This is a genomic window from Sphingomicrobium nitratireducens (genome assembly GCF_026157035.1).
GTDB classification, from domain to species: Bacteria; Pseudomonadota; Alphaproteobacteria; order Sphingomonadales; family Sphingomonadaceae; genus Sphingomicrobium; species Sphingomicrobium nitratireducens.
The window spans coordinates 1,075,890-1,097,615 of the sequence record NZ_JANJZA010000001.1 but is presented as its reverse complement, the minus strand read 5'-3'; the positions used below and the strand labels follow the sequence as shown (position 1 = coordinate 1,097,615).

Sequence of the window (21,726 nt, the reverse complement as noted above, 5' to 3'; positions counted from 1 at the left end):
TTAGCCAATGGTCTGGCCGGTCGCTTCCCAGTCCTTGAGGAAGGCAGCGAGGCCCTTGTCGGTCAGCGGATGATCGAACATGCGCCAGATGACCTCGGGCGGTGCGGTCATCACGTCCGCGCCCAGCTTGGCGCTGTCGTGGATGTGGATCGGGTTGCGCACCGAGGCGACGAGGATTTCGGTGTCGAAATCGTAATTGTCGTAGATGAGGCGGATGTCGGCGATCAGTTCGATGCCGGGATAGCCGACATCGTCGTGACGCCCGACGAACGGCGAGATGAAGCTCGCGCCCGCTTTTGCCGCGAGCAGCGCCTGGTTGGCCGAGAAGCACAGCGTCACGTTGACCATCGTCCCGTCGCCGGTGAGCTTCTTGCAGGTCTTCAGCCCGTCGATGGTGAGCGGCACCTTGATCGCGATATTGTCGCCCAGCTTGCGTAGCACCTCGGCCTCGCGCATCATCTCGTCATGGTCGGTTGCGACCACCTCGGCCGACACGGGGCCGTCCACGATGCTGCAGATTTCGCGGGTGACGTCCATGATGTCGCGCCCCGCCTTCTTGATCAGCGAGGGGTTGGTCGTCACACCGTCGAGCAGGCCCGTTGCGGCAAGTTCGCGAATGGCATCGGTGTCGGCAGTGTCGGCGAAGAATTTCATGGGGTCGCTCCCGTCTCTGGCGCAAAAGTCGCCCAAGCGATAGCGATTGGGCCTGCCCCCGTCACCCGATTCGAAAGGGAATTTTCCATGAGCGAGCATGTCCGGATCGAACGTGACGGCGCCGTTCTCGCGATCACGCTGGCGCGCCCCGAGCGGCGCAACGCCATCACGGTCGCCATGTACGCCGCGCTCGCCGAGGCGATCGAAGGCGCCAAGGGCGACGAGTCAGTCCGCCTGATCACGCTGCGCGGCGAGGGCCAGGACTTCACCGCGGGCAACGACCTGATGGATTTCATGGCCGAAATGCCGCGCGATGGCAGCGACATCCCGGTGTGGCGTTTCCTGCGCGCACTGGCCGACAACGAGGTGCCGATCCTCGCGGGCGTCCACGGCAACGCGATCGGCATCGGCACCACCATGCTGCTCCACTGCGACCTAGTCGTCGCAGAGCGCGGGTGCCGCTTCAAAATGCCGTTCACCGAACTCGGCCTCGTCCCCGAGGCGGCCAGTTCGATGATCATCCCGCAGCTGGCCGGTCGGCGCGTCGCCGCGAAGGTGCTGCTGCTCGGCGAGAGCTTCGGCGCGGACGAGGCGCTGGGCTACGGGATCGCCAGCCACGTCGCCGACGAAGGCGGGCTCGAGGCGGAATTCGATCGCGTGAAGGCGCGTTTCCTGTCGCGCCCGCCCCAGTCGGCACGGCTCACCCAGACGCTGCTGCGCAAGGTCGACCGCGACGCAGTGCACGAGCGGATGAGGACCGAGAACGGCCATTTCGCCGAGCGGCTCACCTCGGACGAGGTGCGCGAGGTGATTACCGCCTTCTTCGCGGCGCGCGCGAAGGCCTAGTTGGCGGTGTAGACGCGCTTCGACTTGTCGATGGCGACCGTCGGGCCCTCGAAGAAGATGAAGTCGGTCGGCTGCGAATAGCTGATCGCGATCGTCTTGTAGCCGTTGGCGCTATCGGTCGTGATGACAGCATCCTGCAGCGTGCCGTTGTGCGTGCCGAATTCCCGCGCGACGATATAGGCCTTGATCTCGTCGTCGGTCGGGGTGGGGTAGATGTTCGCGTAGCGCGCCCCCTCGCCCAGCGCGTGCTGCACGCCGGCATTGGCCCAGAAGACCAGGCCGAGCTGCCACAGCCCGAGAATGAAGCTCAGGAAGAGCGGGAGGGCGAGCGCGAACTCGACCGCGGCCGCGCCGCGTTCGCTGTCGCGAAGCGTCTTGAAGATCTTGCTCATTGCGTGCGGATCCCTGCGTGGCCGTTGATGTCGTAATTGCCGTTGTCGTTGGCGCCGAACACCTTGAGCGGGAACATCGGCTCGTATTCGCTCTGGATGTCGACCGACAGGTAGCGCGCGTAAGTCGTCCCCGACGTGCAGGTGGTGTCGTAATTGTCCTGGCGAACGCCGTCGCATTCGAGCCACGCATCGACGGTGACCTCGCTGGCATCGACGCCTGCAGTCGCGGCGGCCTCGGCGCGCAAGGTGCCAGTCGTCGTTCCATTTGCCGAACGCTGCATGACCTTTTCGACGGCCCGCTGCGCAGACTGCTCGAGGTTGAGCTTCTCCGAATATGCGAGGCTGAGGTCCGATACGCCGATGATCAGCGTGATCAATACCGGCGCGACCATGGCGAGTTCGATCACCGAAGTGCCGCGCTCGTCCCGCTTGAGAAGGTTGAGAAATTTCTTCATTTTCTTACCCCACCAACCGGATGTGCTGGCCCGCAAAGCTCGATGCGCCGCTGTCGGAATCGCAGGTGTTGGAAATGTCGCTGGTGCCCGAAAAATAGACGCGGCGCGCGACGAGCTGCATGCACGCCGTATTCATCCCTGCCGTACCATTTACCGTCAGCTGCTGGCTCGGGAAGTACAGCGCGCCTTCCAAGATCGCGTCAGCGTGCCCGTTGATCTTGTTGGGGCTCGACGCCGAGCTGGACGAAGTGTCGGTGGCGCGACGATCCTGGTAGATCGCAATGCCCTTGAACGTGCCGCTGTCGGGCGACTCGATCTTGTATTTGGCACCCGCGTTGATATCGACGTTGCCGATCGTCGCGGTGCTGCTCGAGCTGATGTTGGTCAGGACGATGGTGACGCCATCGGTCGCGATCAGGTCGGCCTGAGATCCAAGGTCGAAGTCGCCGCCATTGATGTAATAGATGCCGGGCTCGAACTTGGCCTTCGCGCCGATATCGATATCGCTGTAGCAACCGGGACCGAACGTGTGCCTGCCGCTGGAATCGGTAGAAATGGGCGACGCACCGCCACCGATGACGTTGCCGCTCGAATTGATGCGGATACTGCCGCCGTTGCAGGGCGTGGGCGGCGACGGATTGACGCTGGCAAACGGGTCGGGCTGGGCAACCGTGAACGGCAGGAACGTCGTATCGTCGCCCCAGTTGCCTTCCGTGTCGATGCCACCCACGGCCGCGATCGGCGAGGCGTCGACGGTCGAGGCACCAGTGGCGACCGCCGCGTCGAGCGACGTCGAATTGGTGATCATGCCGCAACCCAGATCGAGCCTCGCGCTACCGGTCGCGGTAATGCCGGTCGCACCCGTATTCTCGAGGCTGACGACGCAATATTCGCCGACCGGGACGATGGCCGCGGTCCCCGCAGCCGTGATCGTGATCGGCTCGGACAAGAACAAGGCCGTGAAGGTCAGCGGGCGCTGAACGCTCAGTTCGACGCGTACCGCCTTGCTGTAGGTGCCGGTGTCGGCGGGATAGGTGATGCCCGGCGTGCCCACGATGGCGAGCCCGGTGGTGTTGTTATGGGCCAGGTCCGTGTTGACTGCATTCGAGACGGTCTGGCCCTGCATTTCGGCGTAGACGCCCGCGAACGCGGCGGAGTCGGCAGCGCGCTGCAGCTGGCGCTTGGTGACGGTCCACTGGACGGTGTCCGTGGCAAGGCCTGCCGCACCGATCACCATCGGCATGGCGGCGGCCGTCAGGATCAGCACGTTGCCGCGCTTGTCGTTCCAGATACGCTTCAAAAGCTTCTTCATACCCACCTCCGGCGTGCGGTTTCCACGCATGGTCATCGGGCCGGATAGCGCGAACAGGGTATGTGAAGCCTTATGAGGCGTGGTTGACGAATGCCTAACCACGTTTCCGATGCGGCAGGTCTTGCAGGGACTTGTCATGCGTATTACATGGATAACACAGTGATTGTTATTGCGTTGCGCCGCCCCGCACGCCACCTTCAAGGCGAACGGGCGACGCACCGATAGAGGGACATTCGATGGAAGAGACCAAGACCGAGACCCAGACGGCGACCAAGATCAAGCTCGATCCGCCCGAGGCGCTGCAGCCGATCGCCGTCCACCAGGCGGAGGGGCTGGTGCCCTTGAAGGAGGAGGAACGCTCCGAACTCGACAAGAAGGTCGACGCCTTCATCGACGAATTGGCCGCGCTCGACCCCAACAGCCCCGAATTCGGCAAGAAGGTCGACCAGCTGACCGCAATGGGCCGCAAGGAAATCTCGGAGGCCGCAGGCGCCAGCTCGCGCTTCCTCGACCGCCCGGTCAAGGCGATCGACAGTGATACCGGCATCGGCGCCGACCTGACCGAGCTGCGCCGCACGGTCGAGGATCTCGACCCGCGCGAGAATTCCAAGGCGCTGACCGGGCGCAAGCTTCTCGGCATCATCCCGTTCGGCAAGCGCGTGAACCGCTATTTCGACAAGTATCGCAGCTCGCAGAGCCACATCAGTGCGATCCTCGGCCGCCTCCAGAACGGCAAGGACGAATTGCTGATGGACAATGCCGCGATCGATACCGAACGCGCCGGCCTGTGGAAGACGATGCACAAGCTCGAGCAGATGGTGCACATCTCCAAGACGCTCGACGGCCAACTCGAGTCCAAGGCGGCCGAGCTCGACGCCACCGACCCGGCCAAGGCCAAGGCGATCCGCGAGACCGCGCTCTTCTACACCCGCCAGCGTACGCAGGACCTGCTGACGCAGATGGCGGTCACCGTGCAGGGCTACCTCGCGCTCGACCTCGTCAAGAAGAACAATGTCGAGTTGGTGAAGGGCGTCGACCGCGCCTCGACCACCACCGTTTCGGCGCTGCGCACCGCGGTCACCGTCGCGCAGGCGATGAGCAACCAGAAGCTGGTGCTCGAACAGGTCACCGCCCTGAACACGACGACCGCCAACATGATCGATTCCACCGGCGAGTTGCTGCGCACCCAGACGGGCGCGATCCACGAGCAGGCGGCCAGCTCGACCATTCCGGTCGAGACGCTCCAGCGCGCTTTCCAGAACATCTATGACACGATGGACCAGATCGATACGTTCAAGCTCGCCGCGCTCGACAACATGAAGCAGACGGTCAACGTGCTCGAGGGCGAGATGAAGAAGTCGAAGGGCTATATCGCGCGCGCCGAAGGCGTCGAGCAGGGCCGCAAGGAGCAGCAGGCCAGCCCGTTCGAGGCGATCGAGAGCCGCTGACGCCACGATGAGCATCTCCGACCTCACGCGTACGATCGAACACCACTTCAAGGAGATGGACCGCGCCGCGGCCGTCAACGTGAAGACCGACCGTGCGCTCGCCCGCGCCGACCGCATTCTCGAGCGCGCCGACGAAGCGCACGGGGCGGCCCGGCAGGCGCGCAAACGCGAATATGAGCGCGTCATGGGCGACCTAGGCGGGCGGCTGGCGCGGATCGGGATGGCGGTCGGAGCGATCAGCCTCATCACCATCGGCATCGGCCTGTTCATGCCGATCGGCTTGTTCGGCTTCATCGCCGCGGTCGGCCTCGCCATCGGCGTCGCCGCGCTGCTCGCCATGTGGAGCCCGAACGATACCGTCCGTCCCTCGCCGGTCATCTCCGACGATCTTTCCAACGCCGAGATGGTGTCGCGTTTCGACAGTTTGCTGACGCGCGCGCGCCCCTCGCTCCCCTCGGCCGCGAGGGTCGAGGTCGACCTCATTCACGCCAAGCTGCCCGACCTCAAGAAGGCGCTGTCGCGGGTCGAGGCGATGAACGAACATGCGCAGGAAGCGCGCCGGCTGATGTCGAAGCACCTGCCCGGCCTGATCGAGCGCTATTCGCACGTGCCCCCTTCCTATCGCGACGCGATCGACGGCGAGGGCCTGACGGTGGACGAGCGGCTGGTCGACGGGCTCAAGGCGGGCCGCGAGGCGCTCGGCGAACTCGGCGAGAAGATGGCGCAGCGCGATCTCGCCGCGCTCGAGACGCAAGGCCGCTTCATCAAGGCCCGCTACAAGGGCGAGGAAGACCTCTAGCCGCTTTTATTCAGGGACCTGAATGTCCCAAGCCGCCGGCGAATGAGTGTAGAAGAAGCATGGAACCTCCGACACGCATTCGTGCCCGTGGAGGCGACCTCCGGCCATCTGGAAATAATGGCCCGGCCCCACCGCGACCCGAGTGCCTCCATCGAGAATATTGACCATCTCGCCTGAAACGAAGACGCCTTCATAGCTGCCCGAATGGGTGTGCATCGGGACACTCGCGCCCGGCGCCAAGCGCACGAACTTGCCGTGACCTTCCTTGGCCCAGTCGCCGAAGGCAGGTGCGAAATCGACCCCAGGTATGATTTCGACCCACTCCAATTCGCTGGCCGCGAGATTCTCGGGGCCGTGGGCAGCTGCCGCCGTGCCCAGCGCAAGCAGGCCGATCGCTAATGTCCTAATCATGTCATTCCCTCCTGTAGAAGGAGGAAGACTAGACCCAAAGTTGCTCCAAGTTAAGGCCGTCAGCCGACGACGCCGCGGGCGCGCAGCGCCGCGATCTCGTCCGCCTCGAGCCACCGCAACAAGACATCGTCCGAATGTTCGCCCAGCGCGGGCGGCGCGAGTTCGGCATCGGCGCGCATCCCGTCGAGGCGGATCGGCGATCCCACCATCGGCACTTCGCCCAAGGCCCCTACCCCGCGCTGCTGCCTCGCGCCGCGGTGCAGCGCCTGCGGGTCGGCGAGCGCCTGCGTGATCGTGTTGATCGGGCCCGCCGGGATGCCCGCCTCGAGCAATTCGTCGAGCCAGTCGGACGCCGGCCGGTCGGCAATCACCGCCCCGATCTTGGCGACGATCGCCTCGCGATTGGCGACGCGCGCCGCGTTGGTTGCGAAGCGCTCGTCGCTCGTCCACTCGGGATGGCCGCAAATCTCTGCCAGCCTCGCGAACTGGCCATCGTTGCCGACCGCGATCACCAGCGGCTGGTCGCTGGCCCGGAAGGGCTGGTAGGGCACGATATTGGGGTGGCCGTTGCCGAGCCGCTGCGGGTCTCGTCCCGAGACGAGCGCATTCGACGCCTGGTTGGCGAGGACCGCGAGCTGCGTGTCGAACAGCGCCATGTCGATCACCGCCCCCTCGCCCGTCCGCTCGCGCTCGTGCAAGGCCGCAAGGATGGCGCTGGCCGTGTACATCCCGGTGAAAATGTCGGCGATCGCCACCCCGACCTTGAGCGGCCCGCCGCCCGGTTCGTCGTCGGGAAGGCCGGTGACGCTCATCATCCCGCCCATCGCTTGGATGATATAGTCGTAGCCCGCGCGCGGCGCGTAGGGCCCGTCCTGCCCGAAGCCGGTCACCGAGGCCGTGACGAGGCGCGGATTGGCGGCGCGCAGGCTATTCGCGTCGAGCCCGTATTTCTCGAGCCCGCCCACCTTGTAATTCTCGACCAGCACGTCGGCATCCGCTGCCATGCGGCGCACGACCTCGGCCCCTTCGGGCGTCGCGAAGTCGAGCGCGAGACTCTTCTTGCCGCGATTGGCGGCGAGGAAATAGGCCGCGACCTTCTCGCCTTCATGCTCGTGCCAGGGCGGCCCCCAATGGCGCGTGTCGTCGCCCGCGCCAGGCTTCTCGACCTTGATCACCTCCGCGCCGAGGTCTGCAAGGAGCTGCGTGCACCACGGCCCCGCCAGCACCCGGCTGAGGTCGAGCACCTTGAGCCCGGCAAGCGGTTTCGCGCTCACGAGGCGCGTTTCCACGGCTTCATGTCGGCGAGCACCGCACGCGCCGCGTTGTGTCCCGGCGCGCCGGTCACCCCGCCGCCCGGATGCGCGCCCGAGCCGCAGAGATACAGGCCCGGCAGCGGCATGCGATAGTCGGCGGCGCCGATCATCGGGCGTGCCGAGAAGAGTTGGTCGAGCCCCATCTTGCCGTGGAAGATGTCGCCCCCGATCAGCCCGAAGCGGCGCTCGAGGTCGAGCGGCGAGTGGATCTGGCGGTCGATGACGCTTTCGGCAAAACCCGGCGCGTAGCGGTCCATGGTCGCGATGACATGATCGGCCGCCTTCTCGCGCACGTCGTCCCAGCTCGTCCCGCCCGGCAATCGGTAGCGGAAATGCTGGCAGAACAGGCTCGCGACATGCTTGCCCTTGGGCGCGAGCGTGGGGTCGAGCGTCGAGGGGACAAGCATCTCGACCACCGGCTCGTCCGACCAGCCGTGGAGCACCGCGCTGGCATGCGCGCGCTCCATGTAGTCGAGGCTCGGGCCGATGATGATGCCGGCGGTGAGGTGATTGCCGCGCCCCGGGAGCGCGGTGAAGTTGGGCAGCCGCGACAGCGCCACGTTCATGCGGAAGGTCGCGCTCTCGCACGACCAGTTGGCGAAGTGGCGCTCGACCGGCCGCTCGACCGCGCCCTCGGGCACCAGCCGTTCGAACAATAGCTTGGGATTGACCCCGGCGATGACGCGGCTCGCGCGGCGCGCCTTGCCGCCCGCGACCACGCCCACCGCGCGGCCTTTCTCGACGATGATCTCCTCGACCGGCGTGTTGAGGACGATGTCGACGCCGGCCTCGCGCGCGGCGCGCGCCATCGCCTGCGTGATCGCGCCCATCCCGCCGATCGCGTGCCCCCACGCGCCTTCGACCCCGTTCACTTCGCCAAAAAGATGATGGAGCAGAACGTAGGCGGTGCCCGGCGTGTAGGGCGAGGCGAAATTGCCGACGATCCCGTCGAAGCCGAACAGTGCCTTGGCCAACTCGCCTTCGAAATAGCTGTCGAGGATCTCGCCCGCGCTGCGCGTCGCAAAGCGGTGGAGCGTGTCGATTTCCTTCGTATCGAGCCCGACGAGGTCCTTGCCGAGCGCCAGGAGCTTCGGCAGCCCCGACAGGCCCGCGCCCGCCTCGACCGGTGCGCGCAGCAGCCACTTCTTGATCAGCCCGACGACGATCTCGAGATCGGCGATGTAGCGGTCGTAGGCGCGCCCGTCATTGGGGCGCCGCCGCGCCAGTTCCTGACGCGTCAGCCCGTCGCGCCCCGCGAGCAAGTAGTCGTGTCCCTTGCCGGGCAGGAAATTGTCGATCTTGCGCAGCACGATCTGCAGCCCGTGGCGCGCCAGGTCCATGTCGGCGATGACCTTGGGATTGAGCAGACTGACCGTGTAGCTCGCCGCGCTGTTCCGGAAGCCGGGCGAGAATTCGTCGGTGACGGCCGCGCCGCCAACCGTTTCCGCCGCCTCGACGATCGTGACCTTAAGGCCCTTCTTGGCGAGGTAATAGGCGCAGACCAGCCCATTATGCCCCGCTCCGATGACAATCGCGTCGCTCATTACCGCATCAACACCAGTTCTTCAGCCATGGTCGGGTGGAGCGCCACGGTCGCGTCGAAATCGGCCTTGGTCAGCCCCGCCTTCACCGCGATCGCTGCAGCCTGAAGAATTTCGGGCGTCTCGGGCCCGATCATGTGGATGCCGACCACCTTGTCGCTGACCGGCTCGACGACGAGCTTGTAGAGCGAGCGTTCGTGGCGGTTGGCGAGCACGTTCTTCATCGCGCGGAAGTCGGACGTGTAGGTCTTTACTTCGTTGCCGAAGCGCTCGCGCGCCTGGCTCTCGGTGAGCCCGACCGCGGCGACCGGCGGGTGCGAGAAGACCGCGTTGGGGACGAAGTCGTAGTCGACCGTGCGCGGCGCGTCGCCGAACTGCGTGTCGGCGAAGGCGTGTCCCTCGCGGATCGCGACCGGGGTCAGCTGGATGCGGTCGGTGACGTCGCCCACCGCGAACACCCCCTTGGCGCTCGTTTGGTTATACTCGTCGACCTTGATCGCGCCCTTGTCGTCGAGCGAGACGCCTGCGACCTCGCAGCCGAGATCGTCGGTCTTGGGGATGCGCCCGGTGGCGAAGACGAGCTGGTCGACTTCCATGTCGTCGCAACCCTTCATGGTCAGGTGCAGGCGGCCGTCGTCCATCTTCTCGATCGTCTCGAAGGTCGAGTTGAAGCGGAAGTCGATGCCCTTGGTCATCGAGATCTGGAGCAGCCGGTCGCGCACTTGCTCGTCATAGCCGCGCAGGATCGTGTCGGAGCGATTGACGATCGTAACATGCGCGCCGAACTGGTTGAAAATGCCCGCGAATTCGTTGGCGATATAGCCGCCGCCCGCAATCGCGACGCGCTTGGGCAACTCGGGCAGGTGGAACACCTCGTTCGAGGTGATGGCATGCTCGATGCCCGGAATGTCCGGCATGAAGGGCCACGCGCCGACCGCGACGAGAATCTTGTCGACGGTCACCGTCTCGCCGGTCGACAGTTGGACCTTGCCCCCGCCCGCGAGCCTGCCGCGCGCCTCGTAGAGGTCGACCTTGTTGTTCTGGAGTGTCTGGCGGTAGAGGCCCTCGAGCCGGTCGACTTCGGCGAGTACGTTGTCGCGCAGCGTCGGCCACACGAAGCGCTTTTCCGGGATGTCCCAGCCGAACATGGCCGCATCCTCGATGTCCTCGGCGAAATGCGCGCCGTAGACGAGCAATTTCTTGGGCACGCAGCCGCGAATGACGCAGGTCCCGCCAACGCGGTAGTCCTCGGCGATGCCAACCTTCGCGCCATGTCCCGCCGCGATGCGTGCCGCGCGCACCCCGCCCGAACCCGCGCCGATCACGAACAGGTCGTAATGTTCAGCCATCTTGTGCCTCGTTACGCGGATCGAGCCGGATCCAGCCGGCGGAAAAGTCGGTGACGATCAGGTAGTGGCGAAGAATCGACGTGCCGACGTTGATGAGGTCCCCGTCGGTCTCGTCGACCGACGCGATCAGCCCGTCGAACGTGCGCCCGGCCAGCGTCAGCGTCGGGAGCGCGACGAGGTCGCGTTCGTGCGCGCCGCCGATCCCGCCCGCCGTCTCGGTGCCCACGACCTCGAGGCCGAGGCGATCGACCAAGGCGCGCGAGACTTGCGGCCGGCTGCCGTTGCCGAGGTCGAACAGCGCGGGCACGACCACTTCGCCGAGCCGCGCCGGGATCGTCGCCAACCCTTGTGCCTCGCCGAGCGGAAGAACGGTGCCGGGACCGATCGCGTTTTCGGCGAGGGCGATGGTGCCGCCCTCGATGTCGATCGCGAGCCGCGCTCTGTCGAACAGCGAGCGGCCGACGATGAGGTCGAGCGGGCGCCCGACGAGCCGCGCCGAGACATCCTGCAGATCGATGATAGCGGCGGGTGCTTCGAGAGCGAGACCGAGCGCGTCGACATGAACGCTTTCCAGCAGCACTGCGTCCTGCGGCCCCGCGCCGGTCCCGCGCGCTTCGGTCGCTTCGCCGTCGGCCTGCAGGCCCGCGCGCGCCGCGAACTCGGGAGAGAGGATGCTGACCTCGGCCCCGCTGTCGAGAAGGGCGCGGGTCTCGACCCCGTTGACGCGCGCATCGAGGAACAGGCGGTTGCCGACCGTTTCGAGCGGTTCGGCCCCGGCCGGAGACGCGCCCAGCAGCGCAAGAAGGACGAAAATACGCTTCACAAGCCTGCCTTTTCCATGAGGGCGCGGGTCGAGGTATCGAATCCTTCGCGCGCCTCCGGGTCGTCGATGGCGCGCGCCATTTCCTTGCCGAGTTCGACCCCGAACTGGTCGAACGGGTTGATGCCGAGAAGCGCCGCCTCGACGAAGGTGCGATGCTCGTAGAAGGCGATCAATGCGCCCAGCGAGTGCGCATCCAGGCGCTCGAGCAGGATCGTCGCCGACGGACGATCGCCCGGATACGCGCGCGCAGGATCGTCATGATCGCGCCCCGTCATCAGCGCCGCCCCTTGCGCGAAGGCGTTGAGGAGCAGCTGACGGTGCTGGCGCGGGTCCTGGCTGTCCTCGTTCTCGATCACCGCGACGAATTCGACCGGAACGAGATGGCTGCCCTGGTGGAGCAGTTGGAAGACGGCGTGCTGCGCATCGGTGCCGACCCCGCCCCACAGAATCGCCGAGGTCGGGCGGTCGAGATGCTCGCCGTTGGCGGTGACGCCCTTGCCGTTCGATTCCATCACCAGCTGCTGGAGATAGGGCACGAGAAGCCGCAGCCGTTCGTCGTAGGCGAATACCGCGCGCGTCTCGGCATGGCGGTTCTGGGTGTAATAGAGGTCGCTGAAGGCCGCGATGACCGGCGCGTTCCCGGCCAGCGGGGCAAGCTTGAAATGGCGGTCCATTGCCGCCGCGCCCTCGAGCATCGCCTCGTAGGCGTCCCAGCCGAGCGCCAGCGCGATCGACACGCCGACCGACGACCACAGAGAATAGCGCCCGCCCACGCTGTCGGCGAAGGGCAGGATGCGCGTCTCGTCGATCCCGAACGCGATCGCCTTGTCCGGGTTGGCGGTCACCGCGACGACCTGCGCCGCCGGGTCCTCGATGCCCGCACCCTCGAGCCATTCGAGCGCTGATTCGAGATTGGCGAGCGTCTCGGTGGTGGTGAAACTCTTGGACACGGCGACGACCAGCGTCGTGCCCGGGTCGAGCCCGATCAGCGCCTCGTCCATCGCCTCGCCGTCGATATTGGCGAGTGTGCGCAGCTCGAGCTTGGTGCCGCCCCGCCCCAGCGCGTCGACCGCGAGCGCCGGGCCGAGCGCCGAGCCGCCGATCCCGATGTGGAGGATCGCGTCGACTTCGCCGAACGCTTCGGCCTCGATCGCATCGACCAGGCTGCGCATGCGCTGGCGCAGCATGGCAGCGATGCGGTTGTCCTCGCCCGCCCCCTCACCGCGCTCGGCGACGTGCGTGGCCGCACGCCCCTCGCTCGGATTGACGACCTCGCCCGCGAACAGCGCGCGGCGCTTGCCCTCGAGATCTGCGGCGCTTGCGAGCGCTTCGAACGCGTCGAGAAGATCGCGTTCGAGATGGGTCTTCGACCAGTCGAAGCGAATCCCCGCCGCGTCGGTGACCAGTCGGTCGAGGCGATCGGGTTCGGCGGCGAAGAGCGCCTCGATCGGCGGAACCTCGAACTCCTCGATCTGGCTCCAGGCGGCGGCAAGGCTGTCGGAATCGCTCATCGCGCTCCTCTTAGCGTTCGTCGATGCGATTGCCATCCCCGCTTGACCTTCCCGCGCGATGCGAGAAGAAGCGCCCTCCATGACCGATCAGCAGACCAGGGCGGACGAGACGCCGGAAAAGAAGGAGGGCTCGCTCTGGCGATTCCTGATCGGCCTCGCCATTTTCGCCTGGATCCTGCGCAGCTTCATCGTCGCCCCTTTCTCGATCCCGTCGGGTTCGATGCTGCCGACGATGATGATCGGCGACTATCTGTTCGTCGCCAAATGGCCCTACGGCTATTCCCGCTACAGTTTCCCGCTGCAGATCCCCTCGTTCGACGGGCGCGTGCTCGAGAATGTTCCCGAACGCGGCGACGTCGTCGTGTTCCGTCCGCCCGGGCAGGAGGACGTCGACTTCGTCAAGCGCGTGATCGGTCTTCCGGGCGACACGATCGAAGTGCGCATGGGCACCGTGATCCTCAACGGCAAGCCGATCCCCAAGCAGCGGCTCGCCAATTTCGCGATGCCGATCAGCGAGAACAGCCCGTGCCGCGTGGTCGGCAACGCGGTGCCGCAGGTGCGCAGCCTCGAGGACGGCACCGAGGCCTGCCTTTACCCCGCTTATCGCGAGACGCTCCCGGGCGGACGCTCCTACGTCGTGCTCGACCAGGTCAACACCCCCGCCGCGGACACGTACGGCCCGATCACCGTGCCAGCGGGGCACGTCTTCCTGATGGGCGACAATCGCGACGACAGCCTCGATTCCCGCTTCTCCCCCTTCCAGGGCGGGATCGGGTTCGTTCCGATCGAGAACCTCGTCGGGCGCGCGATCGGCAATTTCTGGTCGACCGACGGCAGTGCCAACTATCTCCTTCCGTGGACCTGGCTCACCGCGCTCCGGCCGGGCCGCATCGGGGTCGGCTACGGCGGATGACGAGCGCCGCCAAACTCGCTCTTGCGCTATTCGGGGTCGAACCCGCCGATCCGGCCCTGTTCGAGCAGGCGCTGACCCACGGCAGCCGCAAGGGCGACGAGAATTACGAACGGCTGGAATTCCTGGGCGACCGCGTGCTCGGGCTGGTCGTCGCGCGCTGGCTTTACGACCGTTTCCCCCACGAGGCGGAAGGCAAGATGAACCGGCGTTACGCCGCGCTTGTCGCCCGCGAGACCTGCGCCGAGGTCGCGCGCGCGATCAAGCTCGCCTCGCACATCCGCCTCTCCCAGCAGGCGCGCGAGAATCGCGCGGAGACCAGCGACAACGTGCTGGGCGACGTCGTCGAGGCTTTGCTCGGCGCGCTCTATCTCGACCAGGGACTGGCGCCGTGCGAGGACTTCATCAAGGCGCAATGGGCTCCCTTCCTCGACGAACAGCGCAAGGCGCCCGTCCACCCCAAGAACGAGCTGCAGGAACTCGCCGCCAAGCTCAATATCGGCACCCCGCGCTACGAGATGATCGGGCGCAGCGGCCCGCACCACGCCCCCAGCTTCCGCGTCCGCGTGACGCTGGCCGGAGGGCGCGAAGCGGAAGCAGACGGCGCGTCCAAGCAGGAAGCGGAGACCGCCGCAGCGGCTGCGCTGTTGGAGAATTTGCAATGACCAAGACTTGCGGCCTCGTCGCCGTGCTCGGCGCGCCCAATGCGGGCAAGTCGACCCTCGTCAACGCGCTCGTCGGCCAGAAGGTCGCGATCACTTCGCCCAAGGCGCAGACCACGCGCACCCGACTGATGGGGATCGCGATCCACGGCGAGGCACAGCTCTTGCTGCTCGACACGCCCGGCATCTTCGCGCCCGGCCGCCGGCTCGACCGCGCGATGGTCAAGGCGGCCTGGGAAGGCGCCGAAGACGCCGACCGGCTGGTGGTGCTAGTCGATGCCTCGACCGGACTCAACAAGAAGGCGCAGATGCTGGTCGAGGGCCTCGAAGGTCGTCCCGAGGCCAAGATCCTCGTCCTCAACAAGGTCGATGCCGCCAACAAGGCGGATATGCTCAAGCTCGCGCAGGACCTCCACGACCGGCTTTCGCCCGAAGCGGTGTTCTTCATCTCGGCGACGCTCGGCGACGGGGTCGACGATCTGAAGGCGCACCTCGCCTCGGTCATGCCCGAGGGGCCGTGGCACTTTCCCGAGGACCAGCTGTCGGACGCGACCGACCGCATGATCGCAGCCGAGATGACCCGCGAGCAACTCTACCGCCAGCTTCACCAGGAACTGCCCTACGCGTCGGCGGTGGTGACCGAGAAGTGGGAGGATCGTCCCGACGGGTCGACCGCGATCCACCAGCAAATCCGCATCGCCCGCGACAGCCAGAAGGGCATCGTGCTGGGCAAGGGCGGCTCGAAGCTCAAGTCGATCGGCGAGGCGGCGCGCAAGGAGATCTCCGAGCATCTCGGGCGCAAGGTCCACCTCTTCCTCCACGTCAAGGTCGACCCCAAGTGGGACGAGGACCGCGACGTCTACGAGGAAGTCGGACTCGACTGGTCAGCCTAGCAGTTCGTCGACGAAGGAGGGCACCAGCTCGCTTGCAGGGCCCATGCGACTTTCGTCGAAGAAGATGCTGCCCTGGCTCGGCTCGAGGTTGAGCTCGAGCGTCCGCGTGCCGCGATAGCGTGCGGTCTGGACGAAACCCGCCGCCGGATAGACCGCTCCCGAGGTGCCGATGGAGACGAACAGGTCGGCCTGCATCAGCGCCGCCTCGATCGCGTCCATGCCGTAGGGCATCTCGCCGAACCAGACGATGTCGGGGCGCAGCGCCGGCTTGCCGCAAGCGGGGCATGACGGGCCGTCGAGCAATGTTGCGGGGCTTCGGGCGCGCGCGTCGCAGGCGAGGCACCAGGCGCTGTTCAGTTCGCCGTGCATGTGGAGGATGCGCCTCGCTCCTGCCCGCTCGTGCAGGTCGTCGACATTCTGGGTGACGATCAGCAACTCGCCGTCCCATTCGGCATCGAGCCGCGCGAGGGCTTCGTGCGCCCGATTGGGCGCGACGCTCGCAAGGTTCGCGCGGCGCGCATCGTAGAATCGCTGGACGAGCTCGGGATCGCGGGCGAAGGCCTCCGGCGTCGCGACGTCCTCGACGCGGTGCCCTTCCCACAGCCCCTCGGGCCCGCGAAAGGTCGCCAGCCCGCTCTCCGCGCTGATCCCGGCTCCGGTCAGGACGACGATGTTGCGAAAATCACGCATCGCACCGCCATTCGCAGAAAATGGCCCGTTTCGAAACCGTCATGCTGTTGACATCAATGTCAATTATGCGATGGTTCCGACATGGTTGACGCGTATCATCACCAGATCGGCATCCGGCAGGACGACATCGATCACATGGGTCACGTCAACAATGCCGTCTATCTGAAATGGGTACAGGACGCGGTCGTGCGCTACTGGGAATCGATCGCGCCGCCCGATGCGGTCGCGCGCCACCTGTGGGTCGCGCTCAAGCACGAGATCAGCTACCGCCGCCCGACTTTCCTCGACGACGACGTCGTCGCGGACGTGATCGCCGAGAAGATGCAGGGTGCGAAAGTCTTCTTTACCACGATCATCAAGCGCGGCGAGGAAGTGGTGGCCGAAGCCAAGAGCACGTGGTGCTGTCTCGATGCCGCCTCCAGGCGCCCTGCCCGCCTTGCACGCGACGTCGCCCGGCGCTTCCTTCCCGAACTTTGATCCAGGTTAGACTCTTCGCGAAAAACGGCGCATAAGGCCGCCCGCGGGGAGACAAGGCCCCAGACAGATTGCGATCCGCCTGAGGCGTGTGCGTAGACAAGTAGCTCCCCGGGGACCCCGGGCCCGATGGCCCGGCAACAGGGAGACTGACATGAAGAACTGGATGATCGGGGCGGCCGCGGCCGCGACCCTCGCTTTCGCCACGCCTGCAAGTGCGCAGCAATGGCCGCTGGTGGGCGGCGACTATTGGGAAGTGACCGGCATCGACGTCGATGACGGACACGGCCTCGACTATGCGAACTACATCGCCAACCGCTGGATGGCGAACCAGGAATTCGCCAAGTCGCAAGGCTGGATCAACAGCTACTACGCCTTCGCCAACGTCCATAATCGCGAAGGCGAACCCGACATCTATCTCGTGACGACCTTCAACGACTGGCCCGACAATGCCGAAAGCGACCGTCGCCAGGCGGCTTACGAGGCCTACATGAAGCGCACGACCGCCCAGCTCCAGGCCGAGAGCGGCGAGCGCGCCAAGTTCCGCACCATCGGCGGTACGATGCTGCTGCGTCACCTGACCAAACGCTAAGGTTGCAAGACCGGCGACGCGGCCATCGTCGCGTCGCCGGTTGCACAACAGGGCCGAACGCGCCAATCAATCGATCATGGCCCTTTCGCTCAATCTCTTCGCCCCCGACGGCCGCATGGGCCGGGCGATCGCCGACGCCGCCCGCGAGGAAGGCGTTTCCATCGTCACCGAAGGCGGCGACGTGCTGGTCGACTTCTCCGCCCCCGACGCGCTGCGCCAGAGCATCGATGCGGCAGTCAGCGCGGGCATGCCGCTGCTGGTCGGCACCACCGGGCTCGACGAAGGACATAAGGACCTGCTCGCGAGCGCCGCGCAGGACATTCCCGTCCTCTACGCCCCCAACACCTCGCTCGGGGTCGCCTTGCTCGCCGACCTGGTCGAGCGCGCCGCGCGCGTGCTGGGCCGTGACGATTGGGACATCGAGATCCTCGAGGCGCACCACAGGAAGAAGGCCGATGCGCCCTCGGGCACCGCGCTCCACCTCGGTCTTGCCGCCGAGCGCGGACGCGACGAGGACGCCAAGGACGAGATGGGCCGCTGCGGCACCGGGCTGGCGCGCGAGACCGGCAGCATCGGCTACGCGGCGGTGCGCGGCGGCACTGTCGCGGGCGATCATGACGTCCTGTTTCTCGGCCCCGACGAGCGGCTGATTCTTTCGCACCGCGCTGAAAGCCGCGCCATCTTCGCGCGCGGCGCGATCGCGGCGGCGCGCTTTCTCAAGGCCCAGTCGCCCGGCCTCTATGCGATGAGCGACGTCATCGGCTGACATGAAGAAGGCCGACATTTTCGAATTCTATTCGCGGCTCGCCGAGGACAATCCCAACCCCGAGACCGAACTCGCCTACGGCAACCCGTACCAGCTGGTGGTCGCGGTCGCGCTGTCGGCGCAGTCGACCGATGTCGGGGTCAACAAGGCGACGCGCGCCCTGTTCGAAAAGGTGAAGACGCCGCAGCAGATGCTCGATCTGGGCGAGGACAGGCTCAAGGCGCACATCGAGACCCTCGGCCTGTTCAACCAGAAGGCGAAAAACGTGATGAAGGCCGCGCAGATTCTCGTCGACGAGCATGGCGGCGAAGTGCCCGAAGAGCGCGAGGCGCTCGAGAAATTGCCGGGCGTCGGGCGCAAGACCGCCAATGTGGTTCTCAACTGCGCCTTCGGGCACGAGACGTTCGCGGTCGACACGCATATCTTCCGCGTCGGCAACCGCACCGGCCTGGCGCGGGGCAAGACCCCGCTTGCCGTCGAGAAGACGCTCGACAAGGTCACGCCCCAGCCCTTCCGATTGGGCGCGCACCACTGGCTGATCCTCCACGGACGCTATGTCTGCAAGGCGCGCACGCCGGAATGCTGGCGCTGCGTGGTGGTGGATCTGTGCGCCTACAAGCCCAAGACGCCCGCGCCAATGCCGAAGAAAAAGTGAGCCTTCAACGATTTAGCACGACCTCGGCCTAATTGTTACAATATTGTTACGAATCAATGACATAGCCATGACTTTTCCTTTGCAATATCGAGACTCTCCTGTAGTATGTCGGGCAACGACAGCTTGAGGAGACGACCATGCGCACGATGATCCTCGCCGGTATGGCCGCCCTTCTGGCCACCCCTGCCCTCGCCGATGGCGGCGAAGTCAATTATCGCGAAGGCGCGCTCGGCTTCGATGCGATCGTTGCGCAGGATTATGAAAAGGCCGAGGCGCAGCTTCTCAAGGCCAACGGGGTTAGCCGCAACGATCCCGCGCGCCTCATCAACCTGGGACATGTCTTCGCCAAAACCGGCCGCGCTGCCGAAGCCAAGGTCATGTTCACCCGCGCCGCCGACGCACGCGATGTCGCGCTGGTACTGGCCGATGGGTCGGTCGCGAGTTCGCGCGAGCTGGCGCAGGCCGCGCTTTCACAGCTCGACGATTAAGCTCGGTTCCCCTCACCTGCGGGCGTCGCCGGATTAGCTCCAGCGGCGCCCGTATCGCGTCCCGAGACCGGTCAGCACCTCGTATTGCGACAGGCCGGCCTGCTCGGCGACCTGTTCGAGATCGAAGTCGAGCGGCAGCCAGTCGCCTTCGCGCCAGTCGGGCGAGCGGGTGATGTCGACCGCGACGAGGTCCATCGACACGCGCCCGATCAGCGGGAGGTTGGTGTTGGCGAGGCGCACGTGGCCGTGGCCCGACAGGTTGCGCGGATAGCCATCGGCATAGCCGATATTGAGGATGGCGACGGGTGTGTCGCGATCGGCGACGAAGGTGGCACCGTAACCGATGCTCTCGCCCGCCTTGAGTGTGCGCAATTGCAGGATCTGTGCTTCGGGGGTCACCACGGGCCGGATATGGCCGCGAGCTTCGGTGCGCGGAATACCGCCGTAGAGGGCGAGCCCCGGGCGGGTGAGGTCGAAGCCATAGTCGGGGCCGATGCAGGTACCGGCCGAATTGGCGAGGCTGTAACGGGCCGCGTCGAACCGCGCCTTCGCGTCGCGAAAACGCTCGAGCTGGCGCGTGTTCATCGAATGATCCTCGTCGGCACAGGCGAGATGGCTGTGGAGCGTGTCGACCGTCAGCCCCTCGACGGTCCCGAGATCCTCCAGCGACAGGCCGAGCCGATTCATGCCGGTATCGACCATCAGGTCGCAGGGCCGCTCGGGCGCCATCGCGCGCCAGCGGGAGACTTGCGCCATGCTGTTGAGGATCGGGCGTGCCGCGCTGTTCGCTGCCGCCTCGCCATCGTCCGGGCCGACGCCGTGGAGCACGGCCAGACGGACGCCTTCGGGCAGGTCGCCGAGCGCCTCCGCCTCGTCCCAGGTCGACACAAAGAAGTCGCGCGCGCCCGCTTCGGCCAGCTTGTCGAGTACCGCGCGCGCGCCAACGCCATAGCCGTCGGCCTTGATCGCCGCGCCGGCGGGCGCGCCGCCGCGCTCCTGCAACCAGCGCCAATTGGCGACAAGGGCATCGGAATCGAGGTGGAGGCGCAGCGGCTTGTGGGTCACGGCCCTGCCCTAGCCAGCGGCATCGCTGTCGTCGAGCGTCGCCTTGGCCGCATCCCAGTTTTTTCCGTCGAACTCTGTGACGTCGAGCGCGACCCCCTCGTCGAGGCAGTGCGCGTTGACGCTCCACGCGTCGGGATGGCTGCGCGGCTGGTAAAAACTCTTTACGCCGCAATGACGGCAGAAGAGATGTTCGGCCGTCCCCGTCCCGAAGCGGTAGGAGGTCAGCGCCTCCTCGCCTGACAGCAGCGCGAACCGGTCGTGCGGGACGACGAGGTGGAGAAAGCCGGTCATGCGGCACACCGAACAGTTGCAGTCGAGCACGGGGAGCGGCGGCGCGCCGACCTCGGCCTCGAACCGCACGGCGCGGCAATGGCATCCCCCCTTGATCTTCACGTCTCGTCCTTCCCGAGCAGGGTCGAATGGATGTGCATCTCGCCAAGCAGGGTGCGGTGCACCGGGCACTTGTCGGCGATTTCCATCAGCTTCGTGCGCTGATCCTCGTCGAGGTCGCCGGTGAATGCCAGCGTCTTGTCGATCGCCTCGATCCGGTCCTCGCCGCCCGCCACGTCGCTTTCGCAGTCGCGCGCATGTTCGCGGCTATGTTCGAGCTCGACACGCACCGAGGTCAGCGGCCACTTCTTGCGCTGCGCATACATCTGCACGGTCATCGCGGTGCAGGTGCCCAGCGCCGACAGGAGGAGGTCGTAGGGCGTCGGCCCGTCATCCTCGCCGCCCACCGCCTTGGGTTCGTCGGCGATGAAGCCGTGGGTCGCGGTGGTGACGTGCTGCGCGAACTTGCCGCCCGCGGTCTCGACCCTTACCACGCCCTCGAGCGGCGGCTCTTCGTCCTCATGCGGCGTATCGGCGATGTAGCGAGTCATCCATGCCGCGATCATTTCGGCGGCATAATGCGCCGCGCCATCGGCGGTAAGGAGATGGTCGGCCTCGTCGAGGCTGACGAAGCTCTTGGGGTGTCTGGCGGCCTTGAAGATAGCGCGGGCATTGTCGATCCCGACCACCTCGTCGCCCGGCGCGTGCATGACGAGCAGCGCGCGGTCGAGGTTGGCGAGCCGCTTTGCCTGCGGCTGGCCCATCGCCTGCTCGACGAACGCCTTGCCGACGGTGAATTCGCGGCCCGCAATCTCGACCGCAGCGCGGCCTTCTTCCTTCACCGCGTCTAGCTGGTCGCCGAGATGGCCGAGGACGTGAGCGGTGTCGAACGGGGCGCCGATGGTCGCGACTGCGCGGATTTCCTCGATCCGCGGCGCGGCGGCAATGACCGCGGCCCCGCCGAGACTGTGCCCGACGAGGAGGTTCGGCGCGTGTCCCGCCGCGCGCAGCGCGTCGGCCGCCGCGACGAGGTCGTCGACATTGGTGAGAAAGCCGCTGTCGGCGAACTCGCCCTCGCTCTTGCCGAGCCCGGTGAAGTCGAAACGCAGCACCATCACTCCCTTGGCCGCGAGGGCCTGGCTGATGAAGGTCGCCGCGCGGCTTTGCTTGGTGCAGGTGAAGCAGTGGGCGAAGATCGCCACCGCGCGCGGGGCCCCGTAGCGCGGGCGTTCGAGCCGCCCGTCGAGTTGTTGCCCCTCGGCGCCCTTGAAACGAAAGACTTCAGTACTGTGCATGCAGCCTCCAGATGCACAAAGGGGCGGAACCCCTCCGAGTTCCGCCCCCTCG

25 protein-coding genes are annotated in these 21,726 nt (G+C 66.3%); 11 read left to right on the top strand and 14 right to left on the bottom strand.

Annotated elements, in window-relative coordinates; translation table 11 throughout:
- Nucleotides 1-654 carry a fructose-6-phosphate aldolase gene (gene fsa / locus NNY25_RS05645; RefSeq protein WP_265570377.1) on the bottom strand — a complete coding sequence of 218 codons (654 nt, stop codon included), beginning with the start codon at nucleotides 652-654 and terminating at the stop codon, nucleotides 1-3.
- 87 nt (nucleotides 655-741) lie between these two features.
- Here fsa and NNY25_RS05640 point away from each other — a divergent pair, with 87 nt between their 5' ends.
- On the top strand, nucleotides 742-1,500 hold the full coding sequence (locus NNY25_RS05640) for an enoyl-CoA hydratase-related protein (RefSeq protein WP_265570376.1): 759 nt from the start codon (nucleotides 742-744) through the stop codon (nucleotides 1,498-1,500).
- Here NNY25_RS05640 and NNY25_RS05635 read toward each other — a convergent pair.
- The 3 genes from NNY25_RS05635 to NNY25_RS05625 are packed head-to-tail and all read right to left on the bottom strand — an operon-like array spanning nucleotide 1,497 to nucleotide 3,659.
- The gene (locus tag NNY25_RS05635; RefSeq protein WP_265570374.1) at nucleotides 1,497-1,892 is read right to left on the bottom strand and encodes a TadE/TadG family type IV pilus assembly protein; all 396 of its coding nucleotides are present in this window, start codon (nucleotides 1,890-1,892) and stop codon (nucleotides 1,497-1,499) included. The genes NNY25_RS05640 and NNY25_RS05635 overlap by 4 nt on opposite strands.
- Nucleotides 1,889-2,347: a TadE/TadG family type IV pilus assembly protein gene (locus NNY25_RS05630; protein WP_265570373.1), complete on the bottom strand. Its 459-nt coding sequence runs from the start codon at nucleotides 2,345-2,347 to the stop codon at nucleotides 1,889-1,891. The genes NNY25_RS05635 and NNY25_RS05630 overlap by 4 nt, the downstream gene beginning before the upstream one ends.
- Nucleotides 2,348-2,351: 4 nt before the next feature.
- Nucleotides 2,352-3,659, bottom strand: coding sequence for a pilus assembly protein TadG-related protein (locus tag NNY25_RS05625; protein ID WP_265570372.1), 1,308 nt, complete (start codon nucleotides 3,657-3,659; stop codon nucleotides 2,352-2,354).
- 236 nt (nucleotides 3,660-3,895) lie between these two features.
- On the opposite strand from NNY25_RS05625, the gene NNY25_RS05620 reads away from it, so the two are divergent.
- Nucleotides 3,896-5,107, top strand: coding sequence for a toxic anion resistance protein (locus NNY25_RS05620; RefSeq protein WP_265570370.1), 1,212 nt, complete (start codon nucleotides 3,896-3,898; stop codon nucleotides 5,105-5,107).
- 7 nt (nucleotides 5,108-5,114) lie between these two features.
- Entirely contained in the window at nucleotides 5,115-5,906 is a 792-nt protein-coding gene (locus tag NNY25_RS05615) for a hypothetical protein (protein ID WP_265570369.1), read from the top strand.
- A gap of 6 nt (nucleotides 5,907-5,912) precedes the next feature.
- Here the strand turns inward: NNY25_RS05615 and NNY25_RS05610 are convergent, their stop codons facing one another.
- From NNY25_RS05610 to pgi, 6 genes are read right to left on the bottom strand one after another with little or no spacing between them, the layout of a single operon-like run.
- Nucleotides 5,913-6,317, bottom strand: coding sequence for a cupin domain-containing protein (locus NNY25_RS05610; protein WP_265570368.1), 405 nt, complete (start codon nucleotides 6,315-6,317; stop codon nucleotides 5,913-5,915).
- A 59-nt stretch (nucleotides 6,318-6,376) separates the two neighbouring features.
- Complete coding sequence (locus NNY25_RS05605) at nucleotides 6,377-7,591, bottom strand: CaiB/BaiF CoA transferase family protein (protein ID WP_265570367.1); 1,215 nt, start codon at nucleotides 7,589-7,591, stop codon at nucleotides 6,377-6,379.
- Nucleotides 7,588-9,174, bottom strand: a complete 1,587-nt coding sequence (locus tag NNY25_RS05600; protein ID WP_265570366.1) for a phytoene desaturase family protein — start codon at nucleotides 9,172-9,174, stop codon at nucleotides 7,588-7,590. Before NNY25_RS05600 ends, NNY25_RS05605 begins: the two co-directional genes overlap by 4 nt.
- Nucleotides 9,174-10,520, bottom strand: coding sequence for a glutathione-disulfide reductase (gene gorA / locus NNY25_RS05595; protein ID WP_265570365.1), 1,347 nt, complete (start codon nucleotides 10,518-10,520; stop codon nucleotides 9,174-9,176). The genes NNY25_RS05600 and gorA overlap by 1 nt, the downstream gene beginning before the upstream one ends.
- Entirely contained in the window at nucleotides 10,513-11,343 is an 831-nt protein-coding gene (locus tag NNY25_RS05590) for a pepsin/retropepsin-like aspartic protease family protein (protein WP_265570364.1), read from the bottom strand. The genes gorA and NNY25_RS05590 overlap by 8 nt, the downstream gene beginning before the upstream one ends.
- On the bottom strand, nucleotides 11,340-12,854 hold the full coding sequence (gene pgi / locus NNY25_RS05585) for a glucose-6-phosphate isomerase (protein WP_265570363.1): 1,515 nt from the start codon (nucleotides 12,852-12,854) through the stop codon (nucleotides 11,340-11,342). The genes NNY25_RS05590 and pgi overlap by 4 nt, the downstream gene beginning before the upstream one ends.
- Nucleotides 12,855-12,933: 79 nt before the next feature.
- Here pgi and lepB point away from each other — a divergent pair, with 79 nt between their 5' ends.
- From lepB to era, 3 genes are read left to right on the top strand one after another with little or no spacing between them, the layout of a single operon-like run.
- Nucleotides 12,934-13,767, top strand: coding sequence for a signal peptidase I (gene lepB / locus NNY25_RS05580; protein WP_265570362.1), 834 nt, complete (start codon nucleotides 12,934-12,936; stop codon nucleotides 13,765-13,767).
- Entirely contained in the window at nucleotides 13,764-14,429 is a 666-nt protein-coding gene (rnc, locus tag NNY25_RS05575) for a ribonuclease III (protein ID WP_265570361.1), read from the top strand. The genes lepB and rnc overlap by 4 nt, the downstream gene beginning before the upstream one ends.
- Nucleotides 14,426-15,319, top strand: a complete 894-nt coding sequence (era, locus tag NNY25_RS05570; RefSeq protein ID WP_265570360.1) for a GTPase Era — start codon at nucleotides 14,426-14,428, stop codon at nucleotides 15,317-15,319. The genes rnc and era overlap by 4 nt, the downstream gene beginning before the upstream one ends.
- On the opposite strand, the gene NNY25_RS05565 is transcribed toward era, so the two are convergent.
- A complete protein-coding gene (locus NNY25_RS05565; protein ID WP_265570359.1) occupies nucleotides 15,311-16,009 on the bottom strand; it encodes an NAD-dependent deacylase in 699 nt (232 codons plus the stop codon). The two genes, era and NNY25_RS05565, sit on opposite strands and share 9 nt — an antisense overlap.
- Before the next feature lie 81 nt (nucleotides 16,010-16,090).
- Here NNY25_RS05565 and NNY25_RS05560 point away from each other — a divergent pair, with 81 nt between their 5' ends.
- The 5 genes from NNY25_RS05560 to NNY25_RS05540 all read left to right on the top strand — a co-directional run bounded on the left by NNY25_RS05560 (nucleotide 16,091) and on the right by NNY25_RS05540 (nucleotide 18,984).
- Nucleotides 16,091-16,486 (top strand): acyl-CoA thioesterase, encoded by a 396-nt coding sequence (locus tag NNY25_RS05560; RefSeq protein WP_265570357.1) that lies wholly within the window; start codon nucleotides 16,091-16,093, stop codon nucleotides 16,484-16,486.
- A gap of 151 nt (nucleotides 16,487-16,637) precedes the next feature.
- Nucleotides 16,638-17,075 carry a hypothetical protein gene (locus NNY25_RS05555; RefSeq protein WP_265570356.1) on the top strand — a complete coding sequence of 146 codons (438 nt, stop codon included), beginning with the start codon at nucleotides 16,638-16,640 and terminating at the stop codon, nucleotides 17,073-17,075.
- A 76-nt stretch (nucleotides 17,076-17,151) separates the two neighbouring features.
- The gene (dapB, locus tag NNY25_RS05550; protein ID WP_265570355.1) at nucleotides 17,152-17,841 is read left to right on the top strand and encodes a 4-hydroxy-tetrahydrodipicolinate reductase; all 690 of its coding nucleotides are present in this window, start codon (nucleotides 17,152-17,154) and stop codon (nucleotides 17,839-17,841) included.
- 1 nt (nucleotide 17,842) lies between these two features.
- Nucleotides 17,843-18,496 (top strand): endonuclease III, encoded by a 654-nt coding sequence (gene nth / locus NNY25_RS05545; RefSeq protein WP_265570354.1) that lies wholly within the window; start codon nucleotides 17,843-17,845, stop codon nucleotides 18,494-18,496.
- 137 nt (nucleotides 18,497-18,633) lie between these two features.
- Entirely contained in the window at nucleotides 18,634-18,984 is a 351-nt protein-coding gene (locus tag NNY25_RS05540; RefSeq protein ID WP_265570353.1) for a tetratricopeptide repeat protein, read from the top strand.
- 33 nt (nucleotides 18,985-19,017) lie between these two features.
- On the opposite strand, the gene alr is transcribed toward NNY25_RS05540, so the two are convergent.
- The 3 genes from alr to NNY25_RS05525 are packed head-to-tail and all read right to left on the bottom strand — an operon-like array spanning nucleotide 19,018 to nucleotide 21,674.
- On the bottom strand, nucleotides 19,018-20,049 hold the full coding sequence (gene alr / locus NNY25_RS05535; RefSeq protein WP_265570352.1) for an alanine racemase: 1,032 nt from the start codon (nucleotides 20,047-20,049) through the stop codon (nucleotides 19,018-19,020).
- A gap of 9 nt (nucleotides 20,050-20,058) precedes the next feature.
- Nucleotides 20,059-20,442 carry a GFA family protein gene (locus NNY25_RS05530; protein WP_265570351.1) on the bottom strand — a complete coding sequence of 128 codons (384 nt, stop codon included), beginning with the start codon at nucleotides 20,440-20,442 and terminating at the stop codon, nucleotides 20,059-20,061.
- Nucleotides 20,439-21,674 (bottom strand): bifunctional alpha/beta hydrolase/OsmC family protein, encoded by a 1,236-nt coding sequence (locus tag NNY25_RS05525; RefSeq protein WP_265570350.1) that lies wholly within the window; start codon nucleotides 21,672-21,674, stop codon nucleotides 20,439-20,441. Before NNY25_RS05525 ends, NNY25_RS05530 begins: the two co-directional genes overlap by 4 nt.
- Nucleotides 21,675-21,726 lie beyond the last annotated feature (52 nt).

Excerpts from the sequence above, each read along its gene's own strand:
- fsa (WP_265570377.1), bottom strand. The coding sequence starts at position 654 with ATGAAATTCTTCGCCGACACTGCCGACACCGATGCCATTCGCGAACTT.
- NNY25_RS05640 (WP_265570376.1), top strand. The coding sequence starts at position 742 with ATGAGCGAGCATGTCCGGATCGAACGTGACGGCGCCGTTCTCGCGATC.
- NNY25_RS05635 (WP_265570374.1), bottom strand. The coding sequence starts at position 1,892 with ATGAGCAAGATCTTCAAGACGCTTCGCGACAGCGAACGCGGCGCGGCC.
- NNY25_RS05630 (WP_265570373.1), bottom strand. The coding sequence starts at position 2,347 with ATGAAGAAATTTCTCAACCTTCTCAAGCGGGACGAGCGCGGCACTTCG.
- NNY25_RS05625 (WP_265570372.1), bottom strand. The coding sequence starts at position 3,659 with ATGAAGAAGCTTTTGAAGCGTATCTGGAACGACAAGCGCGGCAACGTG.
- NNY25_RS05620 (WP_265570370.1), top strand. The coding sequence starts at position 3,896 with ATGGAAGAGACCAAGACCGAGACCCAGACGGCGACCAAGATCAAGCTC.
- NNY25_RS05615 (WP_265570369.1), top strand. The coding sequence starts at position 5,115 with ATGAGCATCTCCGACCTCACGCGTACGATCGAACACCACTTCAAGGAG.
- NNY25_RS05610 (WP_265570368.1), bottom strand. The coding sequence starts at position 6,317 with ATGATTAGGACATTAGCGATCGGCCTGCTTGCGCTGGGCACGGCGGCA.
- NNY25_RS05600 (WP_265570366.1), bottom strand. The coding sequence starts at position 9,174 with ATGAGCGACGCGATTGTCATCGGAGCGGGGCATAATGGGCTGGTCTGC.
- gorA (WP_265570365.1), bottom strand. The coding sequence starts at position 10,520 with ATGGCTGAACATTACGACCTGTTCGTGATCGGCGCGGGTTCGGGCGGG.
- pgi (WP_265570363.1), bottom strand. The coding sequence starts at position 12,854 with ATGAGCGATTCCGACAGCCTTGCCGCCGCCTGGAGCCAGATCGAGGAG.
- lepB (WP_265570362.1), top strand. The coding sequence starts at position 12,934 with ATGACCGATCAGCAGACCAGGGCGGACGAGACGCCGGAAAAGAAGGAG.
- rnc (WP_265570361.1), top strand. The coding sequence starts at position 13,764 with ATGACGAGCGCCGCCAAACTCGCTCTTGCGCTATTCGGGGTCGAACCC.
- era (WP_265570360.1), top strand. The coding sequence starts at position 14,426 with ATGACCAAGACTTGCGGCCTCGTCGCCGTGCTCGGCGCGCCCAATGCG.
- NNY25_RS05565 (WP_265570359.1), bottom strand. The coding sequence starts at position 16,009 with ATGCGTGATTTTCGCAACATCGTCGTCCTGACCGGAGCCGGGATCAGC.
- NNY25_RS05560 (WP_265570357.1), top strand. The coding sequence starts at position 16,091 with ATGGTTGACGCGTATCATCACCAGATCGGCATCCGGCAGGACGACATC.
- NNY25_RS05555 (WP_265570356.1), top strand. The coding sequence starts at position 16,638 with ATGAAGAACTGGATGATCGGGGCGGCCGCGGCCGCGACCCTCGCTTTC.
- dapB (WP_265570355.1), top strand. The coding sequence starts at position 17,152 with ATGGCCCTTTCGCTCAATCTCTTCGCCCCCGACGGCCGCATGGGCCGG.
- nth (WP_265570354.1), top strand. The coding sequence starts at position 17,843 with ATGAAGAAGGCCGACATTTTCGAATTCTATTCGCGGCTCGCCGAGGAC.
- NNY25_RS05540 (WP_265570353.1), top strand. The coding sequence starts at position 18,634 with ATGCGCACGATGATCCTCGCCGGTATGGCCGCCCTTCTGGCCACCCCT.
- NNY25_RS05525 (WP_265570350.1), bottom strand. The coding sequence starts at position 21,674 with ATGCACAGTACTGAAGTCTTTCGTTTCAAGGGCGCCGAGGGGCAACAA.